Origin of the sequence: Serratia sp. AS12, from assembly GCF_000214195.1 — a bacterium.
Classification (GTDB): domain Bacteria; phylum Pseudomonadota; class Gammaproteobacteria; order Enterobacterales; family Enterobacteriaceae; genus Serratia; species Serratia plymuthica.
Genome location: NC_015566.1, coordinates 1,768,662 through 1,784,902, shown reverse-complemented (window position 1 = coordinate 1,784,902; position 16,241 = coordinate 1,768,662). Strand labels below are relative to the sequence as shown.

Genomic DNA, 16,241 nt, shown 5'->3' with positions numbered 1-16,241 from the left:
GTTGCCAAAATCTAGGCTTTTTCCAGCGTACAGAGCAACGGATGCTCGTTCTCCCTTGCATAACGGTTCACATGTACGACCTTGGTTTCCGCCACCTCGGCGGTAAAAACACCGCAGATCGCCTTGCCTTGATAGTGGACCGTGAGCATCAGTTGCGTTGCACGTTCAATATCATAAGAAAAGAACTTTTGCAGAACGTCAATCACAAATTCCATCGGTGTGTAATCGTCGTTGTTAAGTATAACTTTATACATAGACGGCGGTTTTACCGCATCGATTTGTTTTTCTTCGGCCAAGTGTTCAAAATTTAGCCAATCGTTGTTATTGCCCATTGCTGCTCATCTTCTCTGCTCTGTCCTCTGATATGGGGACAGGTTCCGGTTATTCAAAGTGGGGTATCACTACTATTTTATCATCTTCGTCATCATCTCGCCGTACTGGAACGTGCGCAAAAATCTCTGACAAATTGTTACCAAACAATGTCAATAGCGTTAACTGCTTCAAACTTTGATGAACTGCTTCCTGCGGACAAAAGCCGATCCCTTGACGTGATGATCATTTGCTCTAGAGTGTAAATTCGTGAGCTGGTGGTCTTTTAACCGCCCCGTGCTCATCTGCTACCTGCCTTTGGCGGGTGCGAATTCAGTTATTCATCTCACCTAAAATAGCGTTGCGAGGGATGTAAAAGCATGGAGACGGGTACTGTTAAATGGTTCAACAACGCCAAAGGGTTTGGGTTTATCTGTCCTGAAGGCGGCGGCGAAGACATATTCGCCCATTATTCAACGATTAAAATGGATGGGTACAGGACACTAAAAGCCGGCCAACAGGTCAGTTTTGACGTGCACCAAGGGCCAAAAGGGAACCATGCGAGTCTTATTGTGCCGCTGGAAAGCGAGGCACTGGCCTAAACGCTGTTGCAGAGCCAGCCTAAAGCAACCCGCTAAAAATGCCAGCCGCCGTATGACTGGCATTTTTTATTATACGCTATGAATGTCAAGCTGCCGCTAATCACGCCGCAGCGTCAAATACCACGAAGATAGGTTATTACTCGCGCGCCAGTGCATCGATCGGGTTAAGCCGGGCAGCACTGCGTGCTGGCAGATAACCGAACACCACGCCAATACCGGTAGAGCACAAAAACGCGCTCAACAACGCCGCCGGTGGGAAGTTGATTTGCCAACCTGGCAGCACCAGTTGCACCAGCAACCCGATGGCGAAGGACAGTGTAATCCCCAGGGCACCGCCAACCAGGCACACCAGCACCGCTTCGATCAAGAACTGCTGCAATACGTCGCCGGAACGGGCGCCCACCGCCATACGGATACCAATCTCACGCGTACGCTCCGTTACCGACACCAGCATGATATTCATCACGCCGATCCCGCCGACCACCAATGAAATCACCGCCACCAGCGTCAGGAACAGCTGCAGCGTGCGTGTGGTTTTCTCCGCGGTCTGCACCAGGCTGTCCATGTTATAGGTGAAGAAGTCTTTCTTGCCATGACGCAGCGTCAGCAAACGCGTCAACTGCTGCTCCGCTTCCTGGCTATTGTAATCGTCACGGATACGCACAGTGATCGAATCAAAATAGGCGTTGCCCATCAGCCGGTTGGCCATGGTGCTGTAGGGAACCCAAACGTTCAGCGTCTTGCTGCTACCGAACATCGACTGCTTCTCCTTTGCCACCCCGACCACCGTTGCCGGCATGTTACCCACCAAAATCACCTCACCCACCACGTTCTTCTGATGCGGGAACAGCCGGCGCTGGGTGTTGGCGTCGATAACTACCGTTTGCGACTGCGATTGCACCTGGAACGGATCAATACCGGCCCCTTGGGTGAAGGTCATGCCGTAGACGCGGAAAAACTGCTCGCTGACCCCGGTCACATTGGCCGCCACATCGACGTTGCCCAACCGCAGTCGCATGCTGCTGGCGATGGTCGGTGACAGTGCGCTGATATAAGGCTGCTCACGCAACGCATCAAGATCATCATATTTCAACGACTGACGAAAGGTGGGATCGTCGTCGCCAAAGTCTTTGCCGGGGTAAATATCCACCGTATTGGTGCCGATGGATTTGATATCCGCCAACACCATCTGCTTGGCGGCGTCGCCGATCACCAGGATCGAGACCACCGAAGCGATACCGATAATAATGCCCAACATGGTGAGCGCAGTGCGCATTTTATTCGCCGCCATCGCCCGCCACGCCATCACCAGCGCCTCGCGGAAGCGACCGGCCATCTGCTGCCACGACGGTGCCGGCGCGACCAGTTCCAGCGGTTTGGCATTCGGATTGCCCTGCTGCTCCGGGCGTGAGTCGGCAATGATCTCGCCGTCGCGGATTTCAATGATCCGCTCGGCCTGCCGAGCGACAGCCGGATCGTGAGTCACGATGATCACCGTATGCCCCTGCTCACGCAGTTGCTTGAGGATAGTCATCACCTCTTCACCGGAATGGCTGTCGAGGGCGCCGGTCGGCTCATCCGCCAGGATCACCTGGCCGCCGTTCATCAGCGCGCGGGCGATACTGACGCGCTGCTGCTGACCGCCGGAAAGCTGGCTCGGCCGGTAGCTGACGCGTTCACTCAACCCAAGGCGCTGCAGCAGCGCTACCGCCCGTTCCCGCCGCGCTGCCTTGCCCAGCCCGGCGTAGACCGCCGGCACCTCGACGTTATGCGCCGCGCTCAGATGAGGCAGCAAATGGTATCGCTGGAAGATAAAACCAAAATGCTCGCGCCGTAGCCGGGCCAAGGCATCGCCATCCAGCGTCGCCACATCCTGGCCTGCCACCCGGTACACGCCGGCGCTGGGCTTATCCAGACAGCCGAGAATGTTCATCAGCGTAGACTTGCCAGAACCGGAAGCACCCATGATTGCCACCATTTCACCGGCGTCGATGCTCAGGCTCACGTCTTTCAACACGTCCACCGTCTGATCGCCCGACTGATAACTGCGACGGATACCGCTCAGTTGTAACAACGCCGCCATCAGTTGGCCTCCGAGCCGCCGCGGCTGACAATAACGTCATCTCCGATGCTCAAGCCGTTCGTAATTTGTACGTCAATATTATTACGCAGACCTATGGTCACCTCGCGTTTCTCTTCCTTGCCCTGTTTCAATACCGCAACGTGGTAACGGTTATCAGCGATTTGATCGCCCAGCGCCGCCAGAGGAATGACCTGCGCCTGGCTGACGCCGGCCAGTTGAATATGCACCTGCGCCGTCATCTGCAGACGCAGCAGGCCTTCAGGGTTCGGCACTTCGAAACGCGCATAGTAAAAGATGGCGTTGTTAACCTTTTCCGGCGTCGGCTGAATGTCTTTCAGCACACCGTCAAAACGCCGGTTAGGATCGCCCAATACGGTAAACCAGGCCTTCTGACCCGGTTTGAGGCTGATAACATCCGCTTCCGAGACCTGCGCTTTCACCAGCATGGTGCTGAGATCCGCCAACGTCAGAATGTTCGGTGCCTGCTGCGCGGCGATCACCGTCTGGCCTTGCAGCGTGGTGATCTGCACCACATCGCCGTCCATCGGTGCTTCAATACGGGTAAATGCCAGATTGATTTTAGCGGTGTCCAGGCTGGCCTGATTGCGGGCAATCTGCGCATTGATGGTGCCGACCTGCGCCTTCTTCACCGCCAGTTGCGTCGCCGCCTGATCCAGATCCTGGCGCGATACCGCTTGCAACTTCGCCAGTGCCTGATTGCGCTGCAGCGTCACCGCCGCCAGTTGTTGTTCGGCCTGGGCCTGTTGCAGCTGAGCGTGCAATTCACGCAGCGTCGCCTCACCCTCGCGGATACTGTTTTGTGCCTGCTGTGGATCGATTACACCAAGCAACTGGCCTTTTTTCACCTTGTCGCCAATCTCAACATACAGACTTTCCAACTGCCCGCTGACCTGCGCACCAACGTCAACCTTGCGCACCGCGTCAAGCTGGCCGGTCGCCAACACATTTTGCTGCAGGTCGCGCTTGGCCACCTTCACCGTTTTAAACTGGGTTGGCGCCGGGCGGCTGAAATGCCAGATCGCCAGCGCGGCGATCGCCGCCACGACGATCAGTGCGATGCCCCAGCGTCGCTTATGTCCTTTAAACATCATTAACACCATCATCCTTTTGTTTTTTATCACTTACTTCAAATAACTCAGGCGGTTTACCCGGCATCTCATCCGGTTTAAATCCGTGATTCATCATGCCCATAATAAGTTGAACGGGATTATAACCTTCCAGGTCTTTGTACGCATTAAGTCAGAATTAAGAGCAAACCATGGAGGAAACTGGCCGCAATAGATGAAATTATCCCCGGCATCTCCAACTACTTAAACTCAAAAACATCCGATAAACGTTGCGGCAGAGAATGATTTGGGGAAAGCAACCTGGCCGCTCGTTTTAGCACGAGACAGCTCTTCGCAAGAAGGTAATTTCAGGCGGAAACGGGGCAAAATCGCCGTGTACAGCAATAGGGTGTAACTAAACCTTAGCTCAACACAATGTGGAGACACCCTTGGTTACAGTTAGGCATTGAACTCCCGTTTAGCGAAAGCTTGCTGAAATAGCGCTATTCGACACTGCCAAGGATTTCATCATGTCTCAGCTCAGCTATCCACTCGTATCTGCACGCCCGCTTAACGGTTGGCAACTGATGACGGCGCTGATTAATGGCGATATGGCGCCGAGTAATGCCTGGAAAAAAACCTCATTCCGCCTGAAATTTATCAGCCGCTCGCTGTTTTGCTGGCGCACTACCGGCGCCCTGCTGAACACGCTGGCGTCCAATCCTCTGCGGGATGAAATTCTGAGCGCACAGCCCAATCTGCCCTGCAAGCTGCATCGCCCCTATCTGGCGGCTAACATGAACAAGATCGAGTGCCTGTTCGCTCTGCGCGATCACTACGCTCTCAGCGCGCAGCGCATGCCGCTGAAAATGCGTATCGGTCATCTGAAGAACCCCTTTGTGCTGGCCACCGCCAGCGGCAAAAGCGGCGAATCGGTTTCGCTGGAGCTGTCGGCCATCGATCATTTGAACAAAGAAGGGGAAGCCACCCTGCTGCTGCGTAACGCCAGCGGCATTATGCTGGCGGAAATCACCTTTGTGCTGATGCACTATCAGCAACAGCCAACGCTGTTCATCGGCGGCTTGCAGGGAGCCAACCACCAGGTGCCGCATGCGGAAATCCAGCACGCCACCAAAGAATGTCACGGGCTGTTTCCGAAACGGCTGGCGCTGGAAGGCATCTGCACGCTGGCTCACCATCTGGGCATCCGGCAAATAGTGGCGGTTGGCAATACCACCCATATCTATCAGAATTGGCGTTATCACAGTAAAAAGAAAGATCAACTGCACGCCGATTACGATCAGTTCTGGAGCTCAATGGGCGGCAAGATGCTCGACAGCGGCTACTTCCTGCTGCCGGAGCGCATCACGCGTAAACCGATCGATGAGGTGGTCAGCAAGAAACGGGCGGAATACCGCCGTCGTTACCAATTGCTGGATGAACTGGAGCAGGGAATGGCTGAACATTTCAGTACCCGATAAGACTGCCGGGCGCCTAATCCGCCCGACCGCGCGCCAGCCAGATCACACGCGAGAACATTTTCTTCAGCAGTGGCGGCACGGAATCGGTGCCCCACTCGCCGGCCTGCATCGCCACTTCGATAGCCAAATCGGGTTTCGAAGAGTGATGCACCGCCTTCAGGATCACCTTGCGTATCGGCATCTGAGCATTGATCGGCACAGAGGCTACGCGGTGATAAACCGGGCTGAACCCCTCGCGGAACATAAAGTGTTCCATATCCGGCGCCGGCAGCGCGGTCAGACGGTCACGCTCGCTGTCGCCGTGGTTATCCAGCAAACTGCGCACGGTGTTGGCGTATTTCTTCCCGGCCTCGTCGCCGTCCACCAGCGCATGCCATTCAATGCCCATGCGGCGAGCAAACCTCAGCAACGGCTTCAGGCCGCACTGGGCGAATTCAATCACCCGCACCCCTTCCGCCTCAAAGTGATAGCCGCACTGGCGCGCCAGTTCACTCAGCAGCCAAACCTCTGTCTCGCCTTCCACTAACAGCCAACAGCGGGCAAACAGCGATGACGGCCGGTTAAAGCGAATATGAAAAGCAATCCGCCGCCCATCCTCCGGCCCCAACCCGCGTGGCCCAAGGCGATAGGTGGCAACCCGTCCCGACTCGCGCACCAGCCGGCAAACGTGTTCCACCGGAACCAGCGACACCAGCTCACTGGAATTGGTTGTGGTGATGCGCTGCAGCGGCAGCTGGTTGAGCAGCCCCCAGGCCACCGACAGCATGATCGGGTGCAGCCGGGTTTCCGGGTCTTCCACCAACAGCAACGGCCGGGCGTGCGGATCTAACTTGACGTTGCCCTTGGCCTGCAGCAGCGTAGAAAACATACCCAGCAAAATCAGCCGCATGCTGCGGCTGTTCGGCTCAGCGACCATACGGTTGATGCTGTCCAGCGAACGCCACGCCTGCTGATCCTGATCTTGATCCAACCGGTGCCTGCGCGGGCGCGCCACCTGCGATCCCTGCTCAGCGAAGTAGTGTTCCAGCAGTTGCTGCATCGCCGCCAGCCCCTGACGCAGCTCGGCGTTAGTCAACTTTTGCGGATTGCGCACCAGTTCACGCGTCAGCTGATCCAACTGCTGGGCCAGCGCCTGATTATCCGCAGGGTGCTCGTCATTGAGCGTGCTGGGCCGCAAGCGGCGAATAAAACGCGCATCGCGCAAACGCAATACCGGGTGAATACGGATAATGGCGTGCGCCAGCTGTTCAATGTGATGCAGTTGTATCGCATTGCCCTCGGCGTCCAAAAAACTGCGCCAGGTGCACACCGTATCGTCATCGGCCAGTTCGCCTTCGCAACGGTAATAAATACGGTTCAGATTATCATCGCCCTTGACCCACAGCGGCGACAGGTGGCGATACCGGGGGAGATGAGCGTGCCCGAGGTCTTTCTCGCAAAAGGTAAACACCACCTGCAAATGCCGGTCTTTGGCCGCCTCTTCGCCGGGAGGAAAATGGAAGTCGTGCACTTCAAAACGGTAGAGCTGTTGCTCCGGCGCCAGCAGCAGGGTCAGCGCGTCAAGCAGGCTGGATTTACCCCAGGCGTTTTCGCCGAGCAGCAGCGTGTTGTCGTCCAGCATCAGGGACAGCCGATTAATGCCGCGGAAACCTACAATCTCGATACGCTCTAAGAACATCTGCCGCCTCCCGTGCGTGCCGTCACCGTCCTCAATGAAGGTGACCTTTCCAGAGCATGGTCAAAAAACCCCTTGCAGGTCAAGCAGACTGCATCAAATCTGCCGCTTTACTCCGGCCATCGTTTTGGTTAGCGTGTGGGCCTCGTCGGTCATCCGCGCACCGCCCCCAGAACAAAGGACGTAAGCTTCACCATGTATTCAGGACTGTTGATTATTCTGTTACCGCTGATTGCCGGTTACCTCATCCCCTTGCGCAGCCGAACGTTACTCCAGGCCATCAACCGTCTGCTGAGCTGGATGGTTTACGTGATCCTGTTTTTTATGGGTATCAGCCTGGCATTTCTGGAGGATTTGAGCAGCAACCTGTTGCTGATATTCCAGTACGCCACGGTGTTTTTCCTGTGCATCTTGGCCGCCAGCTTGCTGATGCTGACGCTGCTGGAACGCAAAATGCCCTGGCGCAACAGCCATAAACAGGAACGGCTGCCTTCGCGCCTGCATATGGCGCTGGAATCATTCAAACTGTGCGGCGTAGTGCTCGGCGGTTTCCTGCTCGGTCTGACACAGTGGCAGTGGCTGCAGTTTGCCGGAAAGGGCAGTGAATATGCGTTGATTTTCCTGCTGCTGCTGGTGGGTATTCAACTGCGCAACAGCGGCATGACGCTGCGTCAAATAGTGATTAACCGGCGCGGCATGATGGTGGCGGTGGTGGTGACGCTCAGCGCACTGGCCGGCGGCGCGCTGGCGGCACAGCTGCTGGGGCTGCCGATCAAAGCCGGGCTGGCGATGGCTTCCGGTTTCGGCTGGTATTCGCTTTCCGGTATTCTGATCACCGACGCTTATGGTCCGGTACTGGGCAGCGCGGCCTTCTTTAACGATCTGGCGCGCGAGTTGGTGGCAATTATGCTGATCCCGACCCTGGTACGCCGCAGCCGTTCCTCGGCGCTGGGCCTGTGCGGCGCCACCTCGATGGACTTTACCCTGCCGGTGTTACAGCGCAGCGGCGGATTGGAAATGGTGCCGCCCGCCATCGTGCACGGGTTCCTGCTGAGCCTGTTGGCGCCGGTACTGATCGCCCTGTTCTCGTGATTTCTTCCGGGGGCTATGCCCCCGTAAAGCGTAATAATTCCCATCCGCAGGGTAAAATTGCGCTAAATCAAACTTGCCCACAGTAGTACCACAAAAGCCTTTTTAAGCCCCGGTTGCCGATCTATGCTCATAAACAAGCATTATAAATGCAACTTTAAAAAAGGAAGCGATTATGTTCTGTGTGCAATGTGAACAAACCATCCGTACTCCGGCAGGCAACGGCTGCTCGTATGCTCAGGGCATGTGCGGTAAAACGGCGGAAACCTCAGATCTGCAGGATCTTTTGGTAGCGGCGTTACAAGGGCTGTCCGCCTGGGCTCTGCTGGCTCGCTCGCTCGGGATTATCGATCACGAGATCGACAGCTTTGCTCCCCGCGCCTTCTTCTCCACTCTGACCAACGTTAACTTCGACTCTGATCGCATTGTCGGCTACGCGCGGGAAACCCTCCTCCTGCGTGACTCGCTGGCCACGCGCTGCCGGCTGCTGGATGCCGGCGCACACGTCGATCATCCGCTGGCCAGTCTGCAACTCGACGGCGACGACATGCCGACGCTGTTGCAGCAGGCGACGCAGTTCGCCCTCAACACCGACAAGGCCGAGGTGGGCGATGACATTCACGGCCTGCGCATGCTGTGCCTGTACGGCCTGAAAGGAGCGGCGGCCTATATGGAACACGCCCACGTGCTGGGCCAGTTCGACGACCAAATCTATGCCGATTACCACGCCTTTATGGCCTGGCTCGGCACCCAGCCGCGCGACGTGGATACCCTGCTGAACAACGCCATGGGTATCGGCAAAATGAACTTCAACGTGATGGCGATCCTCGATCACGGTGAAACCCAGGCCTATGGCGATCCGATCCCCAGTGCGGTGAATGTGCGCCCGGTAGCAGGCAAGGCGATTCTGATCTCCGGCCACGATCTGAAAGATCTGCGCATGCTGCTGGAGCAAACCGAGGGTCAGGGCGTTAATGTCTATACCCACGGTGAAATGCTGCCGGCGCACGGCTACCCGGAACTGAAAAAATTCAAACATCTGGTCGGCAATTACGGCAGCGGCTGGCAGAACCAGCAGATCGAGTTCGCCAAATTCCCCGGCCCCATCCTGATGACCTCCAACTGCATTATCGATCCGAACATCGGCAACTACGGCGATCGCATCTGGACACGCAGCATCGTTGGCTGGCCGGGCGTTAACCATCTGGAAGGGGAAGACTTCACCCGCGTGATCGCCCAGGCGCAGGGCATGAGCGGTTTCCCTTATACCGAGATCGAACATATGATCACCGTCGGCTTTGGCCGCCAGACGCTGCTCAACGCCGCCGATACGGTGATCGATCTGGTGGCGCAGAAGAAACTGCGCCACGTGTTCCTGGTCGGCGGTTGTGACGGCAGCCGCGATGAGCGCAGTTATTTCACCGACTTCGCCCGCAGCGTGCCGCAAGATTGCCTGATCATGACGCTGGCCTGCGGGAAATACCGCTTCAACAAACTGGACTTCGGCACGCTGGAAGGCCTGCCACGCCTGCTGGATGTCGGCCAATGCAACGACGCCTATTCCGCCATCATGCTGGCGGTCAAACTTTCCGAGACGCTTGGCTGCACGGTCAACGAACTGCCTCTCAGCCTGGTGCTGTCGTGGTTTGAGCAAAAGGCGATCGTCATCCTGCTGACGCTGTTGTCGCTGGGGGTAAAAAACATCGTCACCGGCCCGACCGCACCGGGCTTCCTGACCGACAACCTGATGGCGATCCTCTACGACAAGTTCGGCATGCGCCCGATCACCACCGTTGAGCAGGACCTGCAAGCCCTGCTCGGTTGATGCCGTTGTTTTTCGGGGCCGCGCCTATGCCGGCCCCTTTGCCTTTGAGGTGCTCTATGACCCAACCCACTCCCCTTTGCCCCAATCGCATGCAGGTACACTCTATCCGGCAAGAAACTGCCGACGTTTGGACGCTGAACCTGATCTGCGACGTTTTTTACCCTTATCAGGCCGGCCACTTTGCGCTGGTCAGCATCCGTAATACCGAAGAAACGCTGCGCGCCTATACGCTGTCTTCTTCGCCCGGCCAAAGCCGTTTTCTCAGCATCAGCGTGCGCTGCCTGCCGGACGGCGCGGGTTCGCGCTGGCTGACGCAGGAGGTCAAACCCGGCAACACCCTGTGGCTGTCCGATGCGCAGGGAGAATTCAGTTGCGAACGCCACCCGGCCGATCGTTACCTGATGCTGGCGGCCGGCTGCGGCGTTACGCCGATTATCTCCATGTGCCGCTGGCTGGTAGCCAACCGTCCGGCCTGCGATATTGCCGTGATCTTTAACGTACGCACCCCTGCCGATACGATTTTTGCCGAACAATGGCGCGAGTTGTGCGCCGCGCATCCTCAACTGCAACTGACGCTGATGGCCGAACAGGATGCTCAGCCGGGCTACCTCAACGGGCGGATAACGTTAGAAGCCTTGCGACAGGCCGCGCCGGATATTGTCGAACGTACGGTGATGACCTGCGGCCCCGCGCCTTACATGACGCAGGCGGAGCAGCTTTGCCGCCAGCTTGGCGTGCCGGCAGCCCGCTTCCACAAAGAACAGTTCCATACGCCGGCGGAAACGGACTCCGGGCAAGGCGAAGGGCTAACGCTGCGCGCCGCCCGGCCGCTGCGCGAGTTCCGCGTACCGGTCGGCAGCACGCTGCTGGCAGCGATGGAGGCCCACGCGCTGCCGGTCAACGCCGCCTGCCGCGCCGGGGTCTGCGGTTCGTGCAAAACCCGCATCCTCGACGGTGACTACACCACCACCAGCAGCATGACGCTCACCCCGGCCGAGATCGCCCAAGGGTATGTGCTGGCATGCAGTTGTCAGTTGCAGGGCGACATCACCCTCGCCTGATGCTTGCTGCCCCATCTCGCCGATGGGGCATTTATCGGCAAGCACGTCCCGTACACCCCTTCTACACTTTCCCCTGTTCCGTGCGTTTTATTACGTCCATCTGAAAAAGACTTAACGATTCATACCCACTGGATTTCAAGTCGCAGCCCACAACGCTGTGGCGTGAAAGATGACGGGTATCTTTATAATTGGGGGAACTATGAAGCAAACCGTAGCCACACTGGTCGCCAAAACGCTGGAGCAGGCTGGCGTGAAACGCATTTGGGGCGTCACCGGCGATTCGCTCAACGGCCTTAGCGACAGCCTGCACCGCATGGGCACCATCGAATGGCTGGGCACACGCCACGAAGAAGTGGCCGCGTTTGCCGCCGGCGCAGAAGCCCAGCTCACCGGCCAGTTGGCGGTTTGCGCCGGCTCCTGCGGTCCGGGCAACCTGCACCTGATCAACGGCCTGTTCGACTGCCACCGCAACCACGTGCCGGTATTGGCGATTGCCGCGCATATTCCCTCCAGCGAAATCGGCAGCGGTTATTTCCAGGAAACCCACCCGCAAGAACTGTTTCGTGAATGCAGCCACTACTGTGAACTGGTCTCCAATCCGGAACAGCTGCCCCGGGTGCTGGAAATCGCCATGCGCAAGGCGATCCTCAATCGTGGCGTGTCGGTGATCGTGCTGCCGGGCGACGTGGCGCTGCGCATGGCGCCGGAAGACGCCAGCATGGTCTGGCATACCCCGGCACTGCCGCTGGTACAACCGCCGATGAGCGAACTGAACAAGCTGGCGGCCATACTGAATCAGGCGAAGAACATCACGCTGATGTGCGGCAGCGGCTGCGCCGGCTCGCATGACGAAGTGGTCAGGCTGGCCGAGCTGCTGCAAGCGCCGGTGGTGCACGCACTGCGCGGCAAAGAGCATATCGAATGGGACAACCCGTACAGCGTCGGCATGACCGGGTTGATCGGCTTTTCGTCCGGCTACCACGCGATGATGAATGCCGATACCCTGGTGCTGCTCGGCACCCAGTTCCCGTACCGCGCGTTCTACCCGACCAACGCCAACATCATTCAGATCGACATCAACCCCGGCAGCATCGGCGCGCATTGCCCGGTCAACATGGCGCTGGTGGGCGATATCCACACCACCCTCACCGCCCTGCTGCCGCAACTGGAACCGAAGAGCGACCGCGCGTTTCTTGACAAGGCGCTGGAGCACTACCGCACTGCGCGCAAGGATCTCGATGGGCTGGCGAGCGCCAATGACGATCAACCGATCCACCCACAGTATCTGGCGCAGCAGATCAGCCAATACGCCAACGACGACGCTATCTTCACTTGCGACGTCGGCACACCGACAGTGTGGGCTGCACGCTACCTGAAAATGAACGGCAAACGCCGCCTGCTGGGTTCGTTCAACCACGGTTCGATGGCCAACGCCATGCCGCAGGCCATCGGCGCACAGGCCACCGAGCCGGGCAAGCAGGTGATCGCCCTGTGCGGCGACGGCGGATTTACCATGCTGATGGGGGATTTTCTGTCGCTGACGCAGTTGAAATTGCCGGTCAAGATTGTGATCTTCAACAACAGCGTGCTGGGTTTTGTGGCCATGGAAATGAAGGCTGGCGGCTACCTGACCGACGGCACCGATCTGCACAACCCGGATTTTGCGGCGATTGCCAACGCTGCCGGCATCAAGGGCATTCGCGTCGAGAAGGCTTCGGATCTGGACGCTGCGCTGCAAGAAATGCTGGCGCACCCCGGCCCGGCACTGCTGGACGTAGTGACCGCCAAACAGGAACTGGCGATGCCGCCGCAGATCAAATTCGAACAGGCCAAAGGCTTCAGCCTGTATATGCTGCGCGCCATTATCAACGGCCGTGGCGACGAAGTGGTCGAACTGGCGAAAACCAACTGGCTGCGCTGATCCTCTGTGGGCGCGGCAACCGCTGCGCCTGCCATTTTCCGCTTTTGCAACGCGATAATCCGGCTATGATGGAAGCCATTTTCCGGATTGATGCTGAGGAGTTGTATGCTTATCGATTTACGCAGTGACACCGTGACCCGCCCCTGCGCCGCCATGCGCCAAGCCATGGCGCAGGCCGAAGTGGGCGACGACGTTTATGGCGATGATCCCACGGTAAACGCGCTGGAGGCGGAAGCGGTTCGTCTGTCCGGCAAGGAAGCGGCGCTGTTTCTGCCGAGCGGCACCCAGGCCAACCTGGTGGCGCTGTTGAGCCATTGTCAGCGCGGCGATGAGTATATTGTCGGCCAGCAGGCGCATAACTATAAATACGAGGCCGGCGGCGCGGCGGTGCTCGGCAGCATCCAGCCGCAGCCGATTGAGGCGAACCCGGACGGCACCCTGCCGCTGGACAAAGTAGCGGCGGCAATCAAACCCGATGACATTCACTTCGCCAGAACCCGTCTGCTGAGCCTGGAAAACACCATCAGCGGCCGCGTGCTGCCGCAGGAGTACCTGCAACAGGCCTGGCAGTTCACCCGCGAGCATCAATTGGCGCTGCACATCGACGGCGCGCGCATCTTCAATGCCGCCGTCGCGCTGAACCTGCCGCTGAAAGAGATTGTGCAATACTGCGACACCTTCACCATCTGCCTGTCGAAAGGGCTGGGCGCGCCGGTAGGCTCGCTGCTGTGCGGCAGTGAAGCCTTTATTCAGCGCGCCGTGCGCTGGCGCAAAATGACCGGCGGCGGCCTGCGCCAGGCCGGTATTCTGGCGGCAGCGGGTTTGTATGCGCTGGAGCATAACGTCGAACGGCTGCGCGATGACCACGACAACGCCAAATGGCTGGAACAGCAATTGCAGGGGATGGGCGTGGAAATTGCTGAGCCGGGCGCACAAACCAACGTGCTGTACCTGCGCCAATCGCCAGAGCTGGCGGCAAAGCTGGGGCCGTGGATGCGAGAGCGTGGCGTGCTGATCAGCAGCGGGCCGCTGACGCGCATTCTGACCCATCTCGACGTCAGCCGTCAGGATCTGCAGCAAGTCGTCGATTTATGGTGGGAGTTCCTCCGGCAGCATGCCTGAATCCTGACCCGAACGGGGCGCCATTGCGCCCCGCCTTCAGATAATCCAGCGGCCGTAAACCCAGTACCAGATCCCCAGCGTCGCCACCAGGTTCAGCACCACGCTGAGGATGAACCAGGTTTTGAACGGCTGTTTCTGGGTTTTATGGCGAAACAGCTGCTGTGCGACTATCGCGCCAATCCATCCCCCCACCAGCCCAAACACCAACAAGGTGCTTTCCGGCACCCGTTGCCAACCCTTGCGCGCAGCAAACTTATCCGCGCCGTACACCAACAACGTCAGCAGGTTGGCCAACAGCCACCACATCCCAATCGGATGCAGGAAAAACAGGCTGGCGATTAAAGCCAGGCCCAACAGGGCATAACAAACAGCATTCAGTTTCATATCATCCGTCTTATCGCAGGCAAACGGCGCGTAGTGTGACCCCGCCTCTTGGCGGATGCAACTCCCTCATAACCACACAAAAAGTGCATTTAAACGCCAGATTTGGCATTCTGTCACCGACTTTCACTGCATAAGGCAGCGCTGATGACCCCCCAACGCGTATTGGTTCTCGGAGCCAGCGGCTACATTGGCCAGAACCTGATCCCTCACCTGATCGAGCAGGGACATACCATTACCGCCGCCGCGCGCCGTCTGGAATGGTTGCAAGAGCAGAACTGGCCGCAGGTTAACTGCCACTATGTCGACGTTTATCGCCCGGAAACCCTGGCCGCCGCGCTGTGGGATATAGATGCCGTTTATTATCTGATCCACGGTATGGGCGACGGTGATGACTTTATTGAAAAGGAACGCCAGGCGGCGGGAAATCTGCGCGATGCACTGCGCAGCTCCGGCGTCAAACAGGTCATTTTTCTCGGCGCCCTGCAGCCGGCCGGCGACAGTTCACCGCACCTGGTGGCACGCAAGCTAACCGGTGAGATCCTGCGCCAAAGCGGCATCCCGGTCACCGAATTGCGCGCCAGTATTATCGTCGGCCCAGGTTCGGCGGCGTTCGAAGTGATGCGCGATATGGTCTACAACCTGCCGGTGCTGACACCGCCGCGCTGGGTGCGCTCTAAATCTTCGCCGGTGGCGCTGGAAAACCTGCTGGTGTATCTGGCCGACCTGCTGGCGCATCCGGCGGAAGAAAACCGCATTTTTGACGTCGCCGGGCCGGAATATATCAGCTACCAGACGATGTTTGAGCGTTTCATCAGGATCAGCGGCAAGAAGCGCTGGCTGATCCCCATTCCCCTGCCCACGCGCTTTATTTCAGTCTGGTTTATCAGCCTGATCACCTCCGTGCCCACGTCCATCGCCAGCGCGCTGATTCAAGGCCTGAACCACGATCTGCCCGCCGACGGCAAACCGTTGCAAGCACTGATCCCGCAAACGCTGCAAACCTTCGATGAGGCGGTACGCGAAACCCTGCGCCGCGAGAACGAGGTGGTCGACTCCGCCGATTGGGGCTACGATCCGGAGGCGCGGGCGCGCTGGCGGCCAGGCTACGGTTTCTATCCCAAGCAGGCGGGTTGCACGCTGGAAACCCACGCGTCCAGCCAGGCCTTGTGGCACGTGGTGCAGCAATTGGGCGGCAAAGAGGGGTATTTCTATGCCAACCTCCTGTGGCAGATCCGCGCCCGCATGGACGATATGATCGGCAATCGGGTGGTGTATGGCCGCCCGCCGCGCGATACACTGGCGGTGGGCGATCTGGTCGACGGCTGGAAAGTGATCACCCACAAGCCGCTACGTCAACTGGCGCTCTTGTTCGGCATGAAAGCGCCCGGCCTGGGGCGTTTAACCTTCACTATCAAAGATCACGGCGATCTCCGCAGCCTTGATGTCCGCGCCTGGTGGCATCCCGCCGGTTTCAGCGGGTTACTGTACTGGTTCGCCATGATGCCCGCCCACCTGTTCATTTTTCGCGGCATGGCACGACGTATTGCGAAGCTGGCCGAAGAGCACGAACGCAATCGGCCGTGACCCGCGGCACGGCCGGATGTTCATTTGTCGATCAACCG

13 protein-coding genes are annotated in these 16,241 nt (G+C 58.4%); 8 read left to right on the top strand and 5 right to left on the bottom strand.

The features are described from left to right. Positions 1-11: 11 nt before the first annotated feature. Complete coding sequence (clpS, locus tag SERAS12_RS08325) at positions 12-332, bottom strand: ATP-dependent Clp protease adapter ClpS (RefSeq protein ID WP_004928347.1); 321 nt, start codon at positions 330-332, stop codon at positions 12-14. A 357-nt stretch (positions 333-689) separates the two neighbouring features. Between clpS and cspD the strand changes: the two genes are divergently transcribed. Further along, complete coding sequence (gene cspD, locus SERAS12_RS08320; protein WP_004942590.1) at positions 690-911, top strand: cold shock-like protein CspD; 222 nt, start codon at positions 690-692, stop codon at positions 909-911. Between the two features lie 136 nt (positions 912-1,047). Here cspD and macB read toward each other — a convergent pair whose 3' ends face one another. Continuing rightward, positions 1,048-2,994, bottom strand: coding sequence for a macrolide ABC transporter ATP-binding protein/permease MacB (gene macB / locus SERAS12_RS08315; RefSeq protein WP_013812274.1), 1,947 nt, complete (start codon positions 2,992-2,994; stop codon positions 1,048-1,050). Further along, the gene (gene macA, locus SERAS12_RS08310) at positions 2,994-4,106 is read right to left on the bottom strand and encodes a macrolide transporter subunit MacA (RefSeq protein WP_013812273.1); all 1,113 of its coding nucleotides are present in this window, start codon (positions 4,104-4,106) and stop codon (positions 2,994-2,996) included. The genes macB and macA overlap by 1 nt, the downstream gene beginning before the upstream one ends. A 485-nt stretch (positions 4,107-4,591) precedes the next feature. Here macA and SERAS12_RS08305 point away from each other — a divergent pair, with 485 nt between their 5' ends. Continuing rightward, positions 4,592-5,542: a VirK/YbjX family protein gene (locus tag SERAS12_RS08305; protein ID WP_013812272.1), complete on the top strand. Its 951-nt coding sequence runs from the start codon at positions 4,592-4,594 to the stop codon at positions 5,540-5,542. Positions 5,543-5,555: 13 nt separating this feature from the next. Here SERAS12_RS08305 and SERAS12_RS08300 read toward each other — a convergent pair whose 3' ends face one another. Then, positions 5,556-7,220 carry an ATP-dependent endonuclease gene (locus tag SERAS12_RS08300; protein WP_013812271.1) on the bottom strand — a complete coding sequence of 555 codons (1,665 nt, stop codon included), beginning with the start codon at positions 7,218-7,220 and terminating at the stop codon, positions 5,556-5,558. Between the two features lie 192 nt (positions 7,221-7,412). On the opposite strand from SERAS12_RS08300, the gene SERAS12_RS08295 reads away from it, so the two are divergent. The 5 genes from SERAS12_RS08295 to ltaE all read left to right on the top strand — a co-directional run bounded on the left by SERAS12_RS08295 (position 7,413) and on the right by ltaE (position 14,235). Then, positions 7,413-8,309: a lysine exporter LysO family protein gene (locus tag SERAS12_RS08295; RefSeq protein WP_013812270.1), complete on the top strand. Its 897-nt coding sequence runs from the start codon at positions 7,413-7,415 to the stop codon at positions 8,307-8,309. Between the two features lie 172 nt (positions 8,310-8,481). Further along, positions 8,482-10,131 carry a hydroxylamine reductase gene (hcp, locus tag SERAS12_RS08290; protein ID WP_013812269.1) on the top strand — a complete coding sequence of 550 codons (1,650 nt, stop codon included), beginning with the start codon at positions 8,482-8,484 and terminating at the stop codon, positions 10,129-10,131. A 56-nt stretch (positions 10,132-10,187) separates the two neighbouring features. Further along, the gene (gene hcr, locus SERAS12_RS08285) at positions 10,188-11,192 is read left to right on the top strand and encodes an NADH oxidoreductase (RefSeq protein WP_013812268.1); all 1,005 of its coding nucleotides are present in this window, start codon (positions 10,188-10,190) and stop codon (positions 11,190-11,192) included. Positions 11,193-11,391: 199 nt separating this feature from the next. Beyond that, a complete protein-coding gene (gene poxB / locus SERAS12_RS08280) occupies positions 11,392-13,113 on the top strand; it encodes a ubiquinone-dependent pyruvate dehydrogenase (RefSeq protein ID WP_013812267.1) in 1,722 nt (573 codons plus the stop codon). Between the two features lie 105 nt (positions 13,114-13,218). Further along, positions 13,219-14,235 carry a low-specificity L-threonine aldolase gene (gene ltaE, locus SERAS12_RS08275; protein WP_013812266.1) on the top strand — a complete coding sequence of 339 codons (1,017 nt, stop codon included), beginning with the start codon at positions 13,219-13,221 and terminating at the stop codon, positions 14,233-14,235. 36 nt (positions 14,236-14,271) lie between these two features. Here the strand turns inward: ltaE and SERAS12_RS08270 are convergent, their stop codons facing one another. Continuing rightward, the gene (locus tag SERAS12_RS08270) at positions 14,272-14,619 is read right to left on the bottom strand and encodes a DUF1294 domain-containing protein (protein ID WP_013812265.1); all 348 of its coding nucleotides are present in this window, start codon (positions 14,617-14,619) and stop codon (positions 14,272-14,274) included. A gap of 144 nt (positions 14,620-14,763) precedes the next feature. Between SERAS12_RS08270 and SERAS12_RS08265 the strand changes: the two genes are divergently transcribed. Further along, complete coding sequence (locus tag SERAS12_RS08265; RefSeq protein WP_013812264.1) at positions 14,764-16,203, top strand: DUF2867 domain-containing protein; 1,440 nt, start codon at positions 14,764-14,766, stop codon at positions 16,201-16,203. Positions 16,204-16,241: the final 38 nt, after the last annotated feature.